Origin of the sequence: Streptomyces sp. WM6386 (assembly GCF_000972385.1) — a bacterium.
In the GTDB taxonomy this organism is placed as follows: domain Bacteria; phylum Actinomycetota; class Actinomycetes; order Streptomycetales; family Streptomycetaceae; genus Streptomyces.
On the sequence record NZ_JXTE01000002.1, the window covers coordinates 1 to 19,432 of the forward strand.

The following is a 19,432-nucleotide window of genomic DNA, read 5'->3' on the forward strand; positions in this document are numbered from 1 at the left end:
CTCCTGACCCGACCCCGCCCCCGACCCGCCAGCCGACACCCCACGCACCCCGGATGCCCGTCGCGCGCCGAGCTGTCCCGCACCCGCATCCCCCACTCCTCCCGGGGCCGGCGCCCCGGCGGCTTGCCCCAGCCGGTGAGGTGCAGGGTCCAGGTGACGAGGACACTCACCACGACGATGGCGAGCCCGCTCGCCAGCACCGGGGCGGACACCATGATCATCCCGAGCCCCAGAACGGCCGATCCGACGATGGCCACGGCGAATCCGGTCCACCCCGCGACCGTGTGCCCCTCGTCATACTGGTGCGCACTCAACGTTCTCGCCTCCCGCTCACAGCAACAGAACATCTCACGACGTAAGAAATTTAGCACCGAAACCTCTCACAATCTAAGGTAATCAGCAGATGCAAGCCGAGCCCCGCCCCGCCACCACCCCGGCCCAGGCGTTGTCGTCGATGGACTCCCTCATCGCGGCGCATCTGCTCGGCCAGCAGGAGATGGCCCAGCGGCTGGGCCTGAACGTCACCGATCTCCTCTGCTTCGGCTGTGTCCTGAAGGCCGGCGAGGCCCTGCTCACCGCGGGCGACCTCGCGGAGCACGCCCATGTCACGACGGGCGCGATGACCGGCATCCTCAACCGTCTCGAACGCGGCGGCTTCATCACCCGCCGACCCGACCCCGACGACCGCCGCCGGGTCCGCGTCGCCGCCGTCCCGGCCGCGGTCGCTCGCGTCGAGGCCCTCTACGGCCCCTACTACGCCCGCCTCAACACCCTCTTCGCCGACTACTCCGCGGACGAGATCGCCGTACTGAACGACTGGTTCACGCGCACGACGGGCCTGGCGCTGGAGTACATCGAGGAACTGCGGGACCAGGACGGCCAGTAGGGCCGTGAGCAGGGCGGGTAGGGCCGGTCGGAGGGCGATGGTGGGGCTGGCTCCACCATGGGTTCGGTAGGGGACACCCTCGTTCCGGAGCGCGCGCGACGAGATCGTAGAACCACGCTGATCCGGGCTGAAGCCGGGGTGAAACTCCACTGAAGCCGGTCCGGGGTCAGCGGTGGTCCGTCAGATTCGCGCCCGGCCCGGAAGGAACCGTCATGGAGATGCAGCGCACAGAGGCCAAGCCGGTGGGCCCGCTCGCCTCCTTCGTCCGGTTCGTGGTGTGCGGCGGCGGGGTCGGGGTCCTGTCCAGCGCGGCGGTTCCGCTGCTGGCGCTGCTGATGCCCTGGGCGGCGGCGAACGCGGTGATCACGGTTGCGTCCACGATCCTCTGCACCGAACTGCACGCCCTGTTCACCTTCGGCACCGGCGGCCGCGCGGGTCTGCGCCGCCACGTCCAGTCGGCCGGTTCGGCGACCGCCGCCTACGTCGTGACCTGCACCGCGATGTTCGTCCTGCACTCGGTGCAGTCCTCGCCGAGCCTGGTCCGGGAGCAGGCGGTCTACCTCGGCGCCTCCGGTCTCGCCGGGATCGGCCGGTTCCTGGTGCTGCGGCTGTTCGTCTTCGCCGGTCGCAAGGAGACCGCGGCCGCGGCGGTACGTCCCGTGCGCGGCAGCCGCGTCCACCACGGCGACCTGCTGCTCGCCCGCTAACTCCTCGGCTCCGGGGCCCCGGGATCTCCCGGGGCCCCGCTCATGCGTTCAGGAGCCGTCGGCCCGGACCGCGTACACGTACCGCTTGTTGACGTACTCGCTGGCGTTCCAGATCACGGACTCGCTGTACGACCAGCCCGACGCACCGCTGCTGTGGTAGCTGAGGTCCTCGGAGCCGATGGCGAGGTCGGCGACGGTGCTCGTGCTGTTCGCGCCGGAGGTGAAGGTGCGCAGCGTGCCCGCGGTGGACTTGCCGGCGCTGACCGAGAGGTAGTGCTTGGTCTTGCGGGAGACGACGCCCTGGATCTTCTGCTGGGCGACGGTGACGGCCTCGGTCGCGGTCAGCGAACCCGGGTGCCGGTCGGTGTAGTCGAGCTCCCAGCGGACCACCTTGGGCACGGTGTTGGTGGGCTCGGTCGAGCCGAGGAAGGGGTCGCCCGGCTCGTCGTAGTCGACGACGCCGGAGAGCGAGTACTCGCCTATCACCAGGCTGTCGGGGGTGCTTGCGCGGTCGAGGCCTATCGCCGAGTAGCGCAGCCAGGTTCCCGCGTTGTCGTAGGCGTGGCTCTGCGGGAGGACGTACTTGTAGCCGTAGCCGTAGTACTGACCGTCGGTGTGCAGACCGCACACGTCCTTCTCCGTGGTGGGGACGGTGAAGAGGGTGTTGAGGTCGAAGAGCCTCAGGCCCTTGTACGTGTCGACGACGTACAGCAGGTTGCCGTACCACATGATGCCGCCGGCGTGTTTGCGGACGGGGTTGAAGGAGTACGCGCCCGTGCTGGTCCGCACCGGTTCGACCAGCAGTATGTGCCGGTAGGTGGGCGCGGAGGGGGTGTTGTAGTCGACGAAGGTGAGCCGCATGCCCTTGTCGAGCGCGTAGTCGTCGTCGCCGTCCTCGTCGGGGTCGGTCTCGAAGTACCAGGAGACCAGGATGACCTTGTTGCTGCCGCCCTCGGGGTAGAGCCCGTTGCCGTAGGCGTCGGCGCTGGTGGTGATGCCCTGGGGTATCCAGTAGGCGACCTCCTGGTCGTCGCCGTCCCAGGCGAAACCGGCCTGGAAGGCCTCGGACGTGCTGGGTGCGCTGCTGAGCACGTCGGCGCTGCGGTTGGTGTCGGCTATGACGGTGGTCGCGTCCACCTTGGTCAGACTGGCCGCCAACCCGGCTGCCAGGGCGGCGAATTCGCCGTGGCTGTTGTAGGAGCGGCTGGTCAGTGAGTACTGGCCGGCGTCGATGGTCGCGGCGTGCGCGGCGGTGGGGGCGAGCAGGCTGCCGGCGGCACCTACGAACGGTGCGGCGGCCATGCCCTTGATGATCGCTCTTCGCGTCATGGTCATGACGCGAGAAAATATGCGGATTCGAACAGATAGCACAAGCACATACGTTCGTCACCAACGGGCAAGTGCAGCACGCCACTTGCCCCGGAGCGCCCGATCCCGCCCGCCGATTGCGGTCGCCCTCGCGAACGGCCACCTGCTTGTGCCGGTCCGAACCTGGCCCGACCGACACCGAGTTCGACCGCCTCGACTGACCTACCACGCCTGCGCGGCTTCCCGGGCGGCCGTTCTCGAGACCCGGTCGAGGGGGGCTAGCCGTTCCCTGGGGTACGGCTAGCTACACCCCCCACGCGGTAGGTCGCTCCATGGCGGCTGAAGGCCGACGGGGGCATCGTGGAAAGCAGAGGATCCGAGAGGCACAGACCCGAGGCACAGCCCGAGGCACAGCCCGAGGCACAGCCCGAGGCACATCACACCTCCCCGGAAGGAAATCCGATGCAGTCGCTGCCCTCCCCCGAGCCGAACACCACCGTGGCCGCCATGACCGAGAGCGCGCACGAGAGCGAACTCGCCCCGCTCCTCACCGCCTGGGACCAGGCCCACTCACCCGCGACCGACCCCGAGTGGCGCCACCTCCTGGACGAACTGGCCCACCCCCGCACCACCGAGGCGTTCCACCGCCTGGCGGGAGCCACGGCTTGAACCCGCCCACTTCTTGCCGCCAGACCCAGAACGCCAGAGGCCCCGGACATCACGCCGGGGCCTCTTCTCGTATGTGCGGGTGCCTGTCCCCGTCCTTCTCCTACGCGGACTCCACGGTCAGCGTGTAGTCCACCCCCACCGAGAAGTCCTGCGACCGGCCGCGGATCTCCAGCGTGTGCTTCCCGCTCCGCAACGGGGGCAACTGGACCCAGAGGCCGCACCCGGTGGCCGTGAAGCGCTCGCCCGTGCCCGTGACGGGATTGCCGGCGACACCCTCCACGGAGATCGTCTCCCCACGGCTGGTCTCCGCGTCGATCTTCTCGCCGTCCAGGACCGCGGATCCCTCGGCCGTACTCATGAACTCCGCACAGTCCGCCGGGTCGGCGACCAGGTTCACCAAGGGGAACGCGAGCGGGACCCCGCCGGGAACCGTGCAGGTGCGCTCGGCCTGAGTACCGAACGTGCCCGCCAGGAACCACACGTCCTTCGGCTGGTTACGTCCGCACGCGCGTCCGTCCTCGTCGGCGACCGGGTTCGTGGCTTCGGGCTCCGACGCCGCCCACGTCCACCACCGGCTCTGCAGCACCGCGGAGGACAGTCGGGCCGCTTCCGTCGTCTGCGTCCGCGCCCCCGTCCTCGCCGAGCCGTCCGATTCCCCGGCCGCGCTGCCGCCGCATCCCACCAGCACGGCCAGCATCACGCCGCCGAGCCCCGCCCTACCGATCCCACCGTTCACCAGCACCCCTCCCGCACCGCGAACCCGCCCCCGACAACGCGAGAGGCCCCGGATCTCTCCGGGGCCTCTCACTTCATGTGCACTCGGCAGGATTCGAACCTGCAACCTTCTGATCCGTAGTCAGATGCTCTATCCGTTAAGCTACGAGTGCTTGTTCTGTTTTCCCGCCGTTCCCTGCCCTTCCGGGCCGCTCGCGGCGACAGGAAGAACATTACATGACTGCCGCCGCCATGTGAAATCCGTTTGCCGTACCCATTGTGAGCTGCGGAAACGGCCTGATAGGGCCTTGGCGGCAACGACGAAGCCCCGGCCGAAAGACCGGGGCTTCGTGATCAAGCGCGGAGGCGGAGGGATTTGAACCCTCGATGGGATTTAAGTCCCAAACCGCATTAGCAGTGCGGCGCCATAGACCGGACTAGGCGACGCCTCCAGCACAGCCATCCGCGCGAGCGCGAGTGGTGCGTCCAGATGATGACACAGTCGAGCGCGGTGTCACCAATCGCCTCCCACGGTACTAGGCAGGCGGGCCGCAGGGCAAAGCCCCACCGACGGTGCGAGAGGGGTGGCGCAACCGGTCGGGGCGGGGCGCGTTAGTCAGGTCATGCTCCAGTCCGCCCGGCTCGCCCGGCTCCTCGTCCTCGGCGCCTCCACTCTCGTCGCCGCCGGTTCCGTCACCGCCGCACCCGCCTCCGCCCACACCCTCATGCCCCCGCCCGCCCGCGACGACGACCGTGTCGGCGACCACCTCACCGTCACCGTGCGGAACGCGGGCGGTGCCAAGGACGGGACCTTCGAGCTGTACTGCCATCCCGGCGGCGGCACCCACCCCGACGCCGGCAGCGCGTGCGCCGCGCTCGACCGCGGTGCGCGCTGGGGCAGGGACACCTTCGCCCCCGTACCGGAGCGGAGCCTGTGCACCATGCAGTACGGCGGGCCGGCCACCGCGCATGTCACCGGGACCTGGGCCGGGCGGCCCGTCGACGCGAGGTACGACCGGAGCGACGGTTGCCAGATCGGCCGTTGGGACCGGCTCGTTCCCGTGCTGCCCGACATGGGCCGGTAGGCAGGAAGTACCTCGCACAGGCATTTCATGGCGGAAACAGGGCGTCCATTAAAGTCCTGCGGAAGTCCCGCGGGGGTATCGCGCAGGAGAAGCAGGTGGTCGCGCGTGCGGTCACACGTTCTACGTCACTTCGTCGTGCGACCTCCCTCTCATCCGGCGCCCCCGGCACAACCGGTGCCCTTAGACTCCCTCGCGTGACACGTCGCGGGCCGGTTGGCAAGATGGCCCGAGCGGTCGGCAAGGTGCGGTAACAGGGAGGAAGCGTCTCGTGAGCAGCAGGCCATCCCGAGGCGCTGCTCGCCTCGCAGCCATACTCGACGCGCTGCCCGACGCGTTGGTCCTGGTCAACGCCAACGGGACCGTCGTGAACGCCAACACCATCGCCCTCGAGGCCTTCGAGGCGCCGGGTACGGCTCTGGTCGGGCGCGGGCTGCTCGATCTGCTGCCCGAGTTCGACTCCAAGCTGATCCCGGGGTCGATGCGGCGGCCGGACCACATGGATCCGCGGGGGCAGACCAAGCCGACGCGGATGATCGCGCGCCGCACCGACGGGGCCGAGTTCCCGGTCGAGGTCACCAGCGCCAATCTCGAGAACGGCCAGCAGGCCTACGACAACTACGGCTACGGCAGCGACGAGCTGCTGATGCTCGTCGTCAGGGACCTCACCGGGACCGTCGACACCGAGGCCGAGCTGGCGCGTTCGCAGCGGCAGACCGAGATGATCCTGCGGGCCGCGTCCGAGGGGGTCGTCGGTACCGACACCGACGGGCGGATCGTCCTCGTCAACCCGGCCGCCGCCCAGATACTGGGCTACCGGGCCAGCGACCTCGGCGGCCGCGAGCTGCACGAACTCATGCTGCACTCCCGCGCGGACGGCACACCGTTCCCGTACGAGGAGTCCCCGCTCGCCGACACCCTGCGCTCCGGGCGCAAGCACCGGGTGCGCGGGCAGGTGGTGTGGTCGAAGAAGGGCGACAAGGTCTCCGTCGACCTGACGACCGCGCCGGTGCGGGACGGTGACCAGCTCGTCGGGGCTGTCATGACCTTCACCGACCGGCGGCCCTACGACCAGCTCGCCGAGGAGAAGGACGCCGCCGAGCAGCGGCACGCGCAGGAGCTGGAGCGGCTCGCCGAGGAGCACGCCTCCGAGCTGACCGCGCTGCGCCAGAAGCACATCACCGAGGTAGAGGGGCTCCAGGAGCAGCACGAGGAGGAACTCGCCGCGGGTGAGGAGCGGTACGCCTCGCTCGGGGAGCGGGAGAAGGACCGGTACGAGGCGCTCGCCGGGCGGCATGAACAGCTCCTCACCCTGCTCGGGGCCTCCCTGCGCGGGCCCCTCGACGAGCTGCGCCGCGAGCTGGCGGCTCTGGCCGCGGACGACGCCGGGCAGTTGTGGCCCGAGGCCAACCAGGTGCTGCATCACCTGTCCGCGGGGTACTCGCGGATCACCCAGCTCATCGACAACGTCCTCGCCTACCAGCGCCTCGACACCGGCACCGACGGCATCACACGGACGAAAGTGATGCTCGACGCCGTCGTCGCGGCGGGCGTCGACGGGGCCGTGGAGCTCATCGGGCCGGGGCGCGTGCAGTTCGCCGTGCACGCCCCGCCCATCGAGGCCGAGGTCGACCCGCAGCTCCTCGCCCGGGCCCTCGCCCACCTCGTCGCGGACGTCGCCGGCGTCGACGCGACCGGCAACTCGCCCGTGTCGGCGGGCGGATACATGGACAACACCGTCGTCGTGGCGGCGGCACAGCGCGGCGAGGTCGTACGCATCGAGGTGCGCGGGCCGTACGCCGGGGGAGACCCGGTGCACGAGCCGATCGTGCGCGGGATCGTGCGCGCCCATGGTGGTGTGCTGCAGACGCATGAAGTGCCGGGGATGAGTGGGAGCGCCTACGTCCTCGAAGTGCCCATCGGCGGTGGGGCGGGAGCCGTCGCGGCGGCCGGTCCGGCCGCGATCGAGCCGCCTGCCGGGACCGATGGCGGGGGCGGGCGGCGCCGGGCGCGGCGGTCGTCCGTCGACGCGTTCCTGGAGAGCGACGTGCCGGAGGCTTCCGGCATCGGCGCGGACCCCGACTCCGACGGGGCCGAGGGCACGCCCACCGGGCGTCGCAGAAGGCGTGCGGAGCAGGCTCCGGCCCTTCCGGCGCTGACCTCCGGTGTGGAGTCCGGGTCCGGTGGTACCGGGCGGCGGCGGGGCAGGCCGGCCGAGGGTGCCGGTGAGGACGTGGCCGACGGGGTCGATGCGGGCGTGTCCGAGGGTGCCGTCGTCACGGCCGCCGAGTACGCCGCGGGGACCGCCGCCATGGGAAGTGGGCTGGGCGGGACCGTGCCGCCGCAGGGTGTGCCCGCGCCTGCCGAGGGTCACCGTGCTCGACAGGACTCCGGTGCGGGCCCGGGCTCCGGCGGTGAGCAGCACGCGCTGCCGCCCGCGCTGCCCGCGGTCGCGTCCGCCGAGCCCGCGGAGGGCGGCGGGACGCAGCCGACCGGACGTCGGCGCCGCGCCCTGGCCGCCGCGAACGAGCGGGCCGCCGCGCAGGAAGCCGCGCCCCGCGCGGTGTTCGCGCTGCCGCCCGCGGACGCGGACCGGGCCGAGGGCACCCCGGACGGGCCGGGCGGGCCGGGCAGGGCGCAACAGTCGGCGGCCGCGATCGGGCAGGCGCACGTTCCGGGGCAGGGACAGGGGCAGGGGCAGGGTGTGCCCATGCAGGCACCCGGCGCCCAGAGCGCCGTTCCCGGGCAGTTGCCGGGTCAGATCGCCGTGCCCGCACAGGTTCCGGTCCAGGCCGGGCTTCCCGGGCCGGTGCCCGGTGCGGCCGCCGTACCCGTGCAGGTGCCGGGTGCTCAGGTCGCGGTCCATGTCCCGGGGCAGGCCGTTCCCGCCGCCGGGCTCGTCGACGACGGTCGGCACGACGCCGTGCCGCACGACCAGTCCGGCGACCACACCCCACCGCAGCCGCACCCCGCGTCCGCGCCCACGGGCCGGCGTCGACGGGCCGTGGGCGCGCCCGCGGAGGCCGGTGGGACACCCGCGCAGGGGGTTCCGGCGCAGCAGGCCCAGCAGGCACAGCAGGTGATCGCCGGGCAGCAGACCGCTCAGCCGGTCCCCGCCCAGGCCGCCCGGCCCGCCGCCGTGCCCGCGCAGAACGCCACCGGTCAGACCGCGCTGCCCGCCCAGGCACCCTCCGGACACACCCTCGCAGGCCAGCCGCTCCCCGCCGAGGCCGCTCCCGGTCAGGCACCCCAGGGCGCCCCGGCTCCCCAGCCGTGGCCCGCCGACGACAACGCCGTACCGGCGAACGCCCCGCAGCCCGTGCCGTCCGCCGGCACCACACCGCCCCCCGAGGCGGCCGCGCAGGCCCGCCCGGCGCAGCCGCTGCCCGCGGAGGCCGCGGCGCCCGTCGACCCGAACTCGACGCAGGGGCGGGCGATCAGCGTGCGGACGCTGGGGCAGGGCGTGCCGTTCACCCGGCAGGCGGCCCAGGTCCAGCAGCCGCAGCCGACGGCGACGCCCGCGCCGCATCAGCCCGGGGGTTCCGGCCGCCGCCGCAAGCTCGGCACGCCGCCCGACCCGGCCGCCGGGCGCCCGCATCCGACGGCCGAGCAGACCCCGGCGCAGCCCCAGCCGTCGTTGGCCGGGCAGGCGCCCGCGCAGCCCCAGCCCTCGATGGCCGGACAGTCCCGGCTGGCTCATCTGACCGAGGGCACCGGACGGTCGTACGCCATAGGCGCACCGGACGAGAACGCCGCCGAGGGTCCCGAGCCGCTGGACGGTCCCGGTGGGGCCGTCGAGATCGCGAACACCCCGCGGCCGCAGCCGATGGACGACGAACTGCCCCCGGAGCCGCTGGACAACCCGCGCCGGCTGCTGGTGTGGCCCGCGCCGGACGTCACCACGCAGCAGGCGCTCAGCGACCGCGGCTACCGGCCCGTCATCGTGCACTCGCGCGAGGAGGTCGACGCGCAGATCGCCGCGTTCCCGGCCGCGCTGTTCGTGGACCCGCTGACCGGGCCGATCACCCGGACCGCGCTGCAGTCGCTGCGGCAGGCCGCGGTGGCCGCCTCGGTGCCGGTGATGGTGACCGCGGGGCTCGGACAGGCGACGCGCGAGGCGGCGTACGGTGCCGATCCCGCCGTACTCCTGAAGGCCCTGGCCCCGCGCGACAGCGAGCAGCACCCGCCGCGCGTGCTGCTGATCGAGGAGCACGCGGAGATCGCGCTGGCGCTGACCGCGACGCTGGAGCGGCGCGGGATGCAGGTGGCGCGGGCCGCGAGCGACGCGGACGCAGTGACGCTGGCGGGGCAGTTCCGGCCGAATCTGGTTGTGATGGACCTGCACCAGGTGCACCGCCGCCAGGCCGGCATCGTCGACTGGCTGCGCGCGAACGGGCAGCTCAACCGCACCCCGCTCGTCGTCTACACCGCCGCCGTCGACCAGGCGGACCTGCCGCGGCTGGCGTCCGGCGAGACGGTGCTGTTCCTGGCGGAGCGGTCCACCAGTGGTGAGGTGCAGGCGCGGATCGTGGATCTGCTGGCGCGGATCGGGACGAACTAGCCGGGACGCGGGGCCGGGAGCGACTACGACGGCGACCGCGGCGGTCGTACGACGATGCCGGGCAGGGATGTCGATCCCCTGCCCGGCATCTCGTGTGTCCGAGCTCGTGTCAGAGCTTGGTGATGTCCAGCGTGCCCTCGGCGTACTGCCTGCGCAGCACCTTTTTGTCGAACTTGCCCACGCTCGTCTTCGGCACCGACTCGATGATCGTCCAGCGCTCCGGGAGCTGCCACTTGGCGATGTGGCCCTCCTCGGCGAGGAAGGTCCGCAGGGACTCGAAGTCGGCGGTGGAGCCCTCGCGGAGGACGACCGTGGCCAACGGGCGCTCGCCCCACTTGTCGTCGGGGACGGCTACGACGGCCGCCTCGGTGACGTCGGGGTGGGACATCAGGGCGTTCTCGAGCTCCACCGAGGAGATCCACTCGCCGCCGGACTTGATGACGTCCTTGGCGCGGTCGGTGAGGGTGAGGAAGCCGTCGGCGGAGATCGTGCCGACGTCGCCGGTCTTCAGCCAGCCGTCCTCGCTGAACTTGTCGGCGGGGCGCAGCGATTCGGCGTCCGGGCCGTTGTAGTAGGCGCCGGCGATCCACGGGCCGCGGACCTCCAGCTCGCCCGCGGACTCGCCGTCCCAGGGCAGGCGCTCGCCGCCGGGGCCGGTGAGGCGGGCCTCGACGCTCGTCGGGAAACGGCCCTGCGTGAGGCGGTACGCGAACTCCTCCTCGGTGCCCACCACATGGGCCGGCGGACGGGCGACGGTGCCGAGCGGGGAGGTCTCCGTCATGCCCCAGGCGTGGCAGACCCGCATGCCCAGCTTGTCGAAGGCCTCCATGAGGGAGGGCGGACAGGCGGAACCGCCGATGGTGACCTGCCCGAGGGAGGAGACGTCCCGCGGCTTGGCGGTCAGTTCGGCGAGCAGGCCCTGCCAGATGGTGGGGACGGCGGCCGCGTGGGTCGGCTTCTGGCTCTCGATCATCTCGGCGAGCGGCGCGGGCTGCAGGAAGCGGTCCGGCATCAGCAGGTTCACACCGGTCATGAAGGTGGCGTGCGGCAGGCCCCAGGCGTTGACGTGGAACTGCGGCACCACCACCAGCGAGGTGTCCTGGTCGGTCAGGCCCATCGACTGCGCCATGTTGACCTGCATGGAGTGCAGATAGATCGAACGGTGGCTGTACACCACACCCTTGGGGTCGCCCGTCGTGCCGGACGTGTAGCACATCGCGGCGGCATGACGCTCGTCCAGCTCGGGCCAGCCGTACGCCGTCGGCTTCCCGGCGATCAGGTCCTCGTACTCGTGCACCTGGACGTCGGCGGCCGCGAGCCCGGAGCGGTCGCCCGGGCCCGACACCACCACATGCTCGACCGTCTTGAGGTGCGGCAGCAGCGGGACGAGCAGCGGCAGCAGCGAACCGTTGGCGATCACGACCCGGTCGGCCGCGTGGTTGACGATCCACGCGAGCTGCTCGGCCGGGAGCCGGAGGTTCAGCGTGTGCAGGACCGCGCCCATGGACGGGATCGCGAAGTAGGCCTCGACATGCTCGGAGTTGTTCCACATCAGGGTCGCGACCCGCTCGTCGTCCGCGACGCCGAGGTCCTCGCGCAGCGCGTGCGCCAGCTGGGCCGCGCGGGCACCGATGCCGGCGAAGGAACGCCGGTGCGGCTCGCCCTCACCGGTCCAGGTGGTCACCTGCGATGTGCCGTGGATCGTGGACCCGTGGGCCAGGATCCTCGAGATCAGCAGCGGTACGTCCTGCATCGTGCTCAGCACGGCGTCCTCCCGGGGCGACATTGCCTACGCGGTGGTAAGGGCTGGGCTGATTCTGCTCACATACCGCGCGGTATGTCACTAGTCAGCGGTGATCGATCACGTCACGTTGCGTTCACAGTGCTGTGCAGCTGTCGGAGAGACCGCACTGCGGTCCCAGGGCCGGTCGGGGCCGCGGAAGGGCAGGGTCTGGCTGTAGACGACGCTCGTGGTCGTGCTGCCCAGACCCGCCAGCTCGTCCATGAGGGTCTCCAGGTGCCCCATGGAGGTCGCGGCGACCTTCAAGGTGTAGCAGTCGTCGCCGGTGGTGCGCAGGCACTCGAGGATCTCCCGCCGCTCGGCGAACAGTTGACGCAACGGCTGGTGCCGGTTGCCCGGGTACTTCAGCCGGACGAGGGCCAGCACGGGATAGCCGACCTTCTCCAGGTCCACCACCGCCTGGTAACCGGTGATGACGCCCTGCGCCTCCAGCTGCCGCACCCGTTCCGTGGTGGCCGACGGGCTGAGATTCACCCGCCGCCCCAGTTCACTCAGGGACAGACGCGCCTCCTGCTGCAACTGACGGATGATCGCCCAGTCGACCTCATCGAGATTCACGGCCATGTCGTGAATCTACCGGCAGATTCACGGGACCACAGCCCGATCACCAGGAGAAGTCTGTTCCGTTGCCCATGATCACCGCTATAGCCTCGAACCATGCAACTGGGCGTCAACGTACCGAACTTCGGCCCCGGCACCGACCCCGGCGTCCTGCGCGAGTGGGCCCGCGTCGTGGAAGGGCTCGGCTTCGACCTCCTCATGGTCTCGGACCACGTGACGGTCACCCCGGACGTGGCCGAGCGATACCCGGAACCGTTCTACGAACCCTTCACCACCCTCTCCTGGCTCGCCGGCATCACCACCACCCTGCGCCTGGGCACCACCGTCCTCGTCCTCCCCTACCGGCACCCGCTCCTGGTGGCCCGTATGGCCACCAACCTCCAACAGCTCAGCGACGGCCGCCTGGTGCTCGGCGTGGGCGTCGGCTGGGCCCGTCAGGAGTACGCGGCGCTCGGCGTGCCCTTCACCGCGCGCGGCAGACTGACCGACGAGCACCTCACCGCCCTGCGCGACGCCTGGCGCTCGAACGGCCCCGCCACCGCCGTCCCCCTCTGGGTCGGCGGCAACAGCGACGCGGCGATCCGACGCGCCATCGGCTTCGGCGACGCCTGGCACCCCCTGCGAGGCACGATCTCCTGGCTGCGCTCCACCGTGACCCACCACTCCCTGCCGGGCTTCGCCCCGCGCATCGCCCTGCGCCTGACGACGACACCGGTCGACGACCCCGAACGCCCCGCAGGCGTCGGAACCCTCGACCAGATCCTCGACGACCTCGACCAACTCCGCCTGCTCGGCGCCTCCACCGTCCTGCTCGACCCCTACCACGGGGACCCGGAGGAGACCCGCCGCCCGCACACGGCCTGGCAGGATCTCACCGCCGTGGCCACCCACTGGAGGACCCGCCCATGATCAGCACCGCCGACGAGCACCTCCTGCGCCGCGCGATCGCCCTCGCGGCCCACGCCGTCACCCTCGGCGACGCCCCCTACGGCTCCCTGCTGGCCGGCCCCGACGGCGAGATCCTCGCCGAGGCCCACAACACGGTCCTCCGCGACAACGACATCAGCGCCCACCCCGAACTGAAGCTCGCCCGCTGGGCCGCCCGCGAACTCGCCCCCGACACCGCCGCCCGCACCACCCTCTACACCAGCTGCCGGCCCTGCGGCATGTGCACCGGCGGCATCGCCCGCTCCGGACTCGGCCGCGTCGTCTACGCCCTCTCCACCGAGCAGCTCATCGAACTCAACCCGGCCTCAGGCGCCTGGCCGACGGTCGAGCAGCACGGCCCGGCACTCTTCGACGAGGCACGGGGCCCGATCGAGACGTATTACCGACGGTGACCCGCGGGCATGGCCATGCCAGGACCTCCCGGCCGCGGCCAGGACCCCAACCGTGCGAGGCGGCCGCCCGCGCTCCAGGGCCGCGCACCCGCGACGGGGCAGCCGCCTAGCGGACCAGCCCCAGCTCCGGGTCCTCCCGCAGCTTGCCCAGCGCCCGGGACACCGCCGACTTCACCGTGCCCACCGACACCTCGAGCACCTCGGCCGTCTGGACCTCGCTCAGATCCTCGTAGTACCTGAGGACGACCATCGCCCGCTGCCGGGCCGGCAGCTTCATGATCGCCCGCCACATCGCATCGTGCAGCGCCTGCTGCTCGGCCGGGTCGTCCCCGCCGAGCGTCAGCTCGGGTTCCGGGATCTCGTCGGTCGCGAACTCGTCCACCTTGCGCTTGCGCCACTGCGATGTGCGCGTGTTCAGCAGCGCACGACGCACATAACCGTCCAGCGCCCGGTGGTCCTCGATCCGCTCCCAGGCGACATACGTCTTGGTGAGCGCGGTCTGCAGCAGGTCCTCCGCGTCGCACGGGTTCGCGGTCAGCGACCGGGCGGTACGCAGCAGCACCGGCTGGCGGGCCTTCACATACGACGAGAAGGAGGGGTACGTCGCGTGCGGGCGGGTCTGCCTCGCCGGTACCGCGACGTCCGAAGCGCTGGTGCAGACGGGTGTGGTCATGGCTCCACGCTAGGAGCGAGGAGGCCTCCCGCTCATCGGCCGCAGGTCCCGAAGACGAGTCCGCCTCAGGTTGTAGGGGTGGGGGTGGCTCCACCTCCTGAGGGTGGACGAGGGGGTGGGGACTACTGCGGGACGACCCCTGAGGGGTACACCCGTCCTCGCAGACGAGCCCGCCTTCCGAGGCCTCAGCCTTCCCCGGAGAGCACCAGCCCCGAGGTGGGCACCCCCGTCCCCGCCGTCACCAGGACCCGGCCCGCGCCGGATATCCGGTTCACCGCCGTCCCCCGGATCTGACGCACTCCCTCCGCGATCCCGTTCATCCCGTGCAGATACGCCTCCCCCAGCTGTCCTCCGTGTGTGTTCAGCGGCAACCGCTCCCCGGCCACGAAGTCCGCCGCCTCCCCCTTCCCGCAGAACCCGAACTCCTCCAGCTGCATCAGCACGAACGGCGTGAAGTGGTCGTACAGGATCCCCACATCGATGTCGGCTGGCGTGAGCCCCGAGGTGCGCCACAACTGGCGGGCCACGACCCCCATCTCCGGCAGGCCCGTCAGGTCGTCGCGGTAGAAGCTGGTCATCTGTTCCTGGGCCCGGCCCGCTCCCTGGGCTGCCGCGGCCACGACCGCCGGCGGGTTCGGCAGATCACGTGCCCGCTCCAGGGACGTGACGACGAGGGCCTGGGCGCCGTCCGTCTCCTGGCAGCAGTCGAGGAGACGGAGCGGCTCCACGATCCAGCGTGAGGCGGCATGGTCGGCGAGGGTGATCGGACGGTCGTGGAAGTATGCCGCCGGGTTGGTCGCCGCGTGTCTACGGGCAGTGACAGCCACCTGCCCGAACGCCTCCGGGGTCAGACCGTAGGTGTGCAGATAACGCTGGGCCGCCATCGCCACCCAGGACGCCGGGGTGAGCAGCCCGAACGGCAGGGACCAGCCGAGCGCGACCCCCTCCGCGGAGGGCTCCCGGTGCCGCACCCCCGCGCCGAAGCGACGCCCCGACCGTTCGTTGAAGGCGCGGTAGCAGACCACCACCTCGGCCACGCCCGTCGCCACCGCCAGCGCCGCCTGCTGGACCGTCGCACAGGCCGCACCGCCGCCGTAGTGGACGCGGGAGAAGAAGGACAGCTCACCCATCCCGCAGGCCTGGGCCACGGTGATCTCCGGGTTGGTGTCCATCGTGAACGTCACCATCCCGTCCACGTCGGCCGGCGTCAGCCCCGCGTCGTCCAGCGCGGCCCGCACCGCCTCCACGGCGAGCTTCAGCTCACTGCGGCCCGAGTCCTTGGAGAACTCGGTGGCACCGATGCCGACGATCGCCGACCGTCCGCCGAGGGTGTCCCGGGTACGGATGCTCATCGGGCACCTCCTGAGGCCGTCCCCGACGGTGCCTGCGGCGGCGCAACCGGCGGCGCGTCCGGCGGGACGGTGACCGTCACCGTGCCCGTGACATGTCTGCCGATGCCGTTCTCCCCGAGCACGCGGACGGTCGCGGTGTCGCCTTCGACCTCCTCGACCGTGCCCGTCAACGCCATGGTGTCTCCCGGGTAGTTGGGAGCGCCCAGCCGGATGGCGACGCGGCGGAGCTCGGCCGTGGGACCGAAGTGGTCCGTGATGTAGCGGCCGACCAGGCCGTTGGTCGTCAGGATGTTCATGAAGATGTCCGGGGAGCCCTTCTGCCGGGCCGACTCCGCGTCATGGTGGACATCCTGGTAGTCGCGGGAGGCGACGGCGCCGGCGACGATCAGTGTGCGGGTGACCGGGATCTCCAGCGAGGGGAGCTGCTCACCGACGTACATGGGACCCCTCCTCGTGCGACCCCTTCCCGTACAGGCCTTCCTCGGCCCGGAAGACCGGGAGCACCAACTCCTCGTCGTACTCCCTGAATTCGAGCCGCACGGGCATGCCGATCCGCACCTTGTCGTACGGCACCCCGGTCACGTTGCTGATCATTCGCACGCCTTCCGTGAGCTCTATCAGGCCGACCGCGTACGGACCCGCCGCGTCAGCGGCGTGATCGGATTCCGTGAAGGCGGGGAAGGGCGGGTGGTGCATGACGACGTACGAATGGACCGTGCCGTTTCCGCTTGCCTCGACCGTGTCCCACTCCGGGTGGCCGCAGGTGTTGCAGCCGGGCAGCCAGGGGTGGCGCAGGGTGCCGCAGGCGGTGCAGCGCTGGATGAGGAGGCGGTGTTCGCGGACGCCTTCCCAGAAGCCGGCGTTGTCGCGGTTGATGACGGGACGGGGGCGGCGGGGTGCCTCGTCCGGCTGCCGCCGTCGCGCGGAGGCGGGGGCGTATTTGAGGATGCGGAAGCGGTGGGTGCCGGCGAGGTCGGGGCCGACGCGGATGTCCATACGGGTCGTGACGAAGTGACCCGTGCCGAGCTTCGTCGTCTTGCGGGAGGACACCGACTCGATCACGGCGTCGAAGGTGATCTCGTCCCCGGGGCGCAGGGGCCGGATGTACTCCTGCTCGCAGTCGGTGGCGACGACCGAGGTGCAGCCCGCCTCGTCGAGGAGGGTGAGCAGTTCGTCGTAGGCCGACGAGCGGCCCGTATGCCCGGAGAGGCCACCCATCGTCCACGCCTGGAGCATGGTGGGCGGGGCGATGGCGTCCGGGCCGGAGTAGGCCGGGTTGGTGTCGCCCATGGCCTCGCACCAGTGCCTGATCATGGGCGCGTTGACGGGGTCCTTGCCGGTGCCGGAGACGGCGGCGGGCCGACCCTCGTACGCCTTCAGTCGCTGCTCCAGTTCGTCGGCCATGGCCTCCCCCTCGTCCTCGTGGTCCCGTTCGTCCCGCCCGTTTCGTATCGACACTTCTGGTACACCGCTGCCGCCGCCGGGGTTCCCGCGAACTCGGCGAAGATTTCTGACTGTCCGTCAGATGGCGTGCACTGTCAAGGCGGATGGTCACCGGCCCGGCCGGAGTGTGCGGGCCCGGCCCGGGCCGACAGCCTCGCCCGATCCGTGGCCGTGCGCACAAACACCTGCGCGGCGATGCCGAAGCACCGCCGCGCAGACGTGTCACACCCCACGAAGCACACCCGGTCGGAGGCCGGGGCCGCCGGAGCGGCGACCCCTCAGCTCACCACCACAGCGGGGTGAAGTTGACGGACGTGTTGTCGTTGCCCTGATTGATGGCCGTGAACGCGGAGCCGTTGACCTGCGCGGTATTGCTCTGGTTCGAGGCACCGGAGCCCACCGCGTTCTGCTGCGTGGTGGACGAGTTGCCGTTGTTGGTGCCACCGACACCGCTGCCGACGATGCTCGCGACACCCGCGTTCGATCCGTCGTCCGCGAAGCCACCGTTGTCCGCCGTCGCGACGCCGGTGAAGAGCGCGGCGGCGAGCGGAAGGGCGGAGACGGCGGCGATGACGCGGGCGGTACGGATGCTTGCCATGTTCTTCCTCCAGAACCCGGCTTCATAGCCGGAAGTACGTCAAGTAAGGCTTTTTCCCCAGGCAGTTGGCCGACCGCCTCGGAGTCGATCACGACGTCGCGAGATCAGAGTTGCCCACCGAATCCCCGGCGAACCAGCCCGGAAGCGATCATTCGCCCTGAAGCGTGAGGACAAGTCGATAAACCCCTTTCACGACCTTGAGCATCAGGTCAGGGCGATGCGGGCAGACCCTCCCCAAGCACCGCAAGAGGTGAAGCGTTCCGGCGCTTTTCCGGCCAAGCCGCCCCGCTCGGCGAGTCGCCCTGGAATACGCTTCCCTTTCTCGAACAGGTGTACGAAAATAGAGCCATGGCCACCACAGACCGGCAGGCCACGACGCTGGCCCTCGCCCACGCCCTGTCAGCCGCCGAACGCGGCCTGGCCGTCATCCCCCTGTCCCGCACGAAGCTCCCGGCCCTGCGGTCCCCGCACCGCGACGACCCCGAGGCCCCGCCTTGCCACGGCGAGTGCGGCCGCTTCGGCCACGGGGTCTACGACGCCGCCACCGACCCGAACCGCATCCGCGAAATGTTCGCCGCGACCCCCTGGGCGACGGGCTACGGCATCGCCTGCGGCCTCCCGCCCCACCACCTGATCGGCATCGACCTCGACACGAAATCGGACACCGACTCCTCGGCGGCCCTGCGCGAACTGGCCCTGCGCCACCTGTTCACGATCCCCGCCACGGTCGTCGTCCTGACCCCCAGCGGCGGCCGCCACCTCTGGCTGAGCGGCCCACCGGACGTCGTCGTCCCCAACTCGGCCGGCCGTCTGGCCCCCGGCATCGACATCCGGGGCGCCGGCGGCTACCTCGTCGGCCCCGGCTCCCGCACCGACCACGGCGTGTACGCGACGGCCCCCGGTACGGCCCATCTGGCCCCCGCCGCCTGCCCGCCCGCCCTGCTCCGCCTCCTGCTGCCGCCGCCCCGCCCCCACCACCCCACGCCCCCGTCGGCCGGCGACCACGGTCAGGGCCTGGTCCAGTTCGTCCTCGCCGCACACGAGGGACAGCGCAACACTCGCCTGTTCTGGGCGGCCTGCCGCGCCTACGAGGACGGCATCGGCCCCGCCCTCGTCGATCCCCTGGTCGACGCGGCCCTCAACACCGGCCTGACCGAACGCGAGGCCCGCGCGACGATCGCGTCGGCGGCACGCATGACGGGGCACCGGCCGTAAGGCCCGTACGAACCGGCGTCGGCCATGAAACTCACGGGAGCCCGATGCACCACCGCCCTAGAGTGCCGACCATGTCACTGGCCCGCATCGTCCTGAACTCCGGCCGCAGCATCGACCTCTCCGAGCTGTGGCTCTCCTCGACATACGGCGGAATGCTGGAGGGCTATCCCTGCAAGCCGGTCAACGAGATGAAGATCAAAGGCCTGTTGCGATCGGCAGAGCGGGAGTTCCCGAGGACGCCGGTCCACCTGGTCCCGCCCGCGCGGGAGTACCCGGACCAGTACTCGGGTGCGTTCGGCCCGGTGGAGGTGCTCCCGTCGGTGGCGTGCGTGGGCCGCTTCCGCTCCGCCGCCATGAACCCGGCCCACGATCCGGTCCTGTACCGGTCGGACCTCACAGTCATCTGGTTCCAGCCCACGACCCAGGTTCCGTCGGGCTGCGACGCGGAGGAGGGGCTGCGGGAGGTGGCGTGGGACGAACTGGCCCGGGACCACGAGTTGTAGCCGAGTGGCCGTTCGACTA

The 19,432-nt window shown here is 71.3% G+C and carries 19 protein-coding genes and 2 tRNA genes; 9 read left to right on the top strand and 12 right to left on the bottom strand.

Going from position 1 to position 19,432, the window contains the following annotated elements; genetic code table 11:
• On the bottom strand, positions 1-314 hold a 314-nt coding region (locus tag TN53_RS01265; RefSeq protein ID WP_199924487.1), incomplete at its 3' end, for an HGxxPAAW family protein.
• Positions 315-403: 89 nt separating this feature from the next.
• Here TN53_RS01265 and TN53_RS01270 point away from each other — a divergent pair.
• Positions 404-886: a MarR family transcriptional regulator gene (locus tag TN53_RS01270; RefSeq protein WP_046256403.1), complete on the top strand. Its 483-nt coding sequence runs from the start codon at positions 404-406 to the stop codon at positions 884-886.
• Positions 887-1,104: 218 nt separating this feature from the next.
• Positions 1,105-1,593, top strand: a complete 489-nt coding sequence (locus TN53_RS01275) for a hypothetical protein (RefSeq protein WP_420719072.1) — start codon at positions 1,105-1,107, stop codon at positions 1,591-1,593.
• A 48-nt stretch (positions 1,594-1,641) separates the two neighbouring features.
• On the opposite strand, the gene TN53_RS01280 is transcribed toward TN53_RS01275, so the two are convergent.
• Positions 1,642-2,922 carry a hypothetical protein gene (locus TN53_RS01280; RefSeq protein WP_052745125.1) on the bottom strand — a complete coding sequence of 427 codons (1,281 nt, stop codon included), beginning with the start codon at positions 2,920-2,922 and terminating at the stop codon, positions 1,642-1,644.
• Between the two features lie 441 nt (positions 2,923-3,363).
• Between TN53_RS01280 and TN53_RS01285 the strand changes: the two genes are divergently transcribed.
• Positions 3,364-3,570: a hypothetical protein gene (locus TN53_RS01285; RefSeq protein WP_046256405.1), complete on the top strand. Its 207-nt coding sequence runs from the start codon at positions 3,364-3,366 to the stop codon at positions 3,568-3,570.
• 100 nt (positions 3,571-3,670) lie between these two features.
• On the opposite strand, the gene TN53_RS01290 is transcribed toward TN53_RS01285, so the two are convergent.
• The 3 genes from TN53_RS01290 to TN53_RS01300 all read right to left on the bottom strand — a co-directional run bounded on the left by TN53_RS01290 (position 3,671) and on the right by TN53_RS01300 (position 4,736).
• The gene (locus TN53_RS01290; RefSeq protein ID WP_234441487.1) at positions 3,671-4,306 is read right to left on the bottom strand and encodes a signal protein; all 636 of its coding nucleotides are present in this window, start codon (positions 4,304-4,306) and stop codon (positions 3,671-3,673) included.
• Positions 4,307-4,384: 78 nt separating this feature from the next.
• Positions 4,385-4,457, bottom strand: a tRNA-Arg gene (locus TN53_RS01295).
• A gap of 188 nt (positions 4,458-4,645) precedes the next feature.
• Positions 4,646-4,736: transfer RNA gene (locus tag TN53_RS01300), tRNA-Ser, on the bottom strand.
• Between the two features lie 171 nt (positions 4,737-4,907).
• On the opposite strand from TN53_RS01300, the gene TN53_RS01305 reads away from it, so the two are divergent.
• On the top strand, positions 4,908-5,369 hold the full coding sequence (locus TN53_RS01305; RefSeq protein ID WP_046256406.1) for an SSI family serine proteinase inhibitor: 462 nt from the start codon (positions 4,908-4,910) through the stop codon (positions 5,367-5,369).
• Positions 5,370-5,637: 268 nt separating this feature from the next.
• Positions 5,638-9,927: a PAS domain-containing protein gene (locus TN53_RS01310; RefSeq protein WP_095046230.1), complete on the top strand. Its 4,290-nt coding sequence runs from the start codon at positions 5,638-5,640 to the stop codon at positions 9,925-9,927.
• A gap of 109 nt (positions 9,928-10,036) precedes the next feature.
• On the opposite strand, the gene TN53_RS01315 is transcribed toward TN53_RS01310, so the two are convergent.
• Positions 10,037-11,713 carry a long-chain fatty acid--CoA ligase gene (locus tag TN53_RS01315; RefSeq protein ID WP_046256408.1) on the bottom strand — a complete coding sequence of 559 codons (1,677 nt, stop codon included), beginning with the start codon at positions 11,711-11,713 and terminating at the stop codon, positions 10,037-10,039.
• Between the two features lie 75 nt (positions 11,714-11,788).
• Positions 11,789-12,292: an Lrp/AsnC family transcriptional regulator gene (locus TN53_RS01320; RefSeq protein ID WP_046256409.1), complete on the bottom strand. Its 504-nt coding sequence runs from the start codon at positions 12,290-12,292 to the stop codon at positions 11,789-11,791.
• Positions 12,293-12,385: 93 nt separating this feature from the next.
• Between TN53_RS01320 and TN53_RS01325 the strand changes: the two genes are divergently transcribed.
• Together TN53_RS01325 and TN53_RS01330 are read left to right on the top strand one after the other, a co-directional pair.
• A complete protein-coding gene (locus TN53_RS01325) occupies positions 12,386-13,198 on the top strand; it encodes an LLM class flavin-dependent oxidoreductase (RefSeq protein WP_046256410.1) in 813 nt (270 codons plus the stop codon).
• A complete protein-coding gene (locus tag TN53_RS01330) occupies positions 13,195-13,629 on the top strand; it encodes a nucleoside deaminase (protein WP_046256411.1) in 435 nt (144 codons plus the stop codon). Before TN53_RS01325 ends, TN53_RS01330 begins: the two co-directional genes overlap by 4 nt.
• Before the next feature lie 106 nt (positions 13,630-13,735).
• Here TN53_RS01330 and TN53_RS01335 read toward each other — a convergent pair whose 3' ends face one another.
• From TN53_RS01335 to TN53_RS01355, 5 genes are all read right to left on the bottom strand, one after another.
• Positions 13,736-14,302 (bottom strand): SigE family RNA polymerase sigma factor, encoded by a 567-nt coding sequence (locus TN53_RS01335; RefSeq protein WP_046256412.1) that lies wholly within the window; start codon positions 14,300-14,302, stop codon positions 13,736-13,738.
• Between the two features lie 185 nt (positions 14,303-14,487).
• Positions 14,488-15,654, bottom strand: a complete 1,167-nt coding sequence (locus TN53_RS01340; protein ID WP_046256413.1) for a lipid-transfer protein — start codon at positions 15,652-15,654, stop codon at positions 14,488-14,490.
• Entirely contained in the window at positions 15,651-16,094 is a 444-nt protein-coding gene (locus TN53_RS01345; RefSeq protein ID WP_046256414.1) for a MaoC family dehydratase, read from the bottom strand. The genes TN53_RS01340 and TN53_RS01345 overlap by 4 nt, the downstream gene beginning before the upstream one ends.
• On the bottom strand, positions 16,081-17,058 hold the full coding sequence (locus tag TN53_RS01350) for a bifunctional MaoC family dehydratase N-terminal/OB-fold nucleic acid binding domain-containing protein (protein ID WP_046256582.1): 978 nt from the start codon (positions 17,056-17,058) through the stop codon (positions 16,081-16,083). The genes TN53_RS01345 and TN53_RS01350 overlap by 14 nt, the downstream gene beginning before the upstream one ends.
• A 322-nt stretch (positions 17,059-17,380) precedes the next feature.
• Complete coding sequence (locus TN53_RS01355) at positions 17,381-17,695, bottom strand: hypothetical protein (RefSeq protein WP_046256415.1); 315 nt, start codon at positions 17,693-17,695, stop codon at positions 17,381-17,383.
• A 348-nt stretch (positions 17,696-18,043) separates the two neighbouring features.
• On the opposite strand from TN53_RS01355, the gene TN53_RS01360 reads away from it, so the two are divergent.
• On the top strand, positions 18,044-18,910 hold the full coding sequence (locus tag TN53_RS01360; protein ID WP_046256416.1) for a bifunctional DNA primase/polymerase: 867 nt from the start codon (positions 18,044-18,046) through the stop codon (positions 18,908-18,910).
• A gap of 71 nt (positions 18,911-18,981) precedes the next feature.
• Positions 18,982-19,413 carry a hypothetical protein gene (locus tag TN53_RS01365; RefSeq protein WP_046256417.1) on the top strand — a complete coding sequence of 144 codons (432 nt, stop codon included), beginning with the start codon at positions 18,982-18,984 and terminating at the stop codon, positions 19,411-19,413.
• The last annotated feature ends 19 nt before the right edge of the window (positions 19,414-19,432 follow it).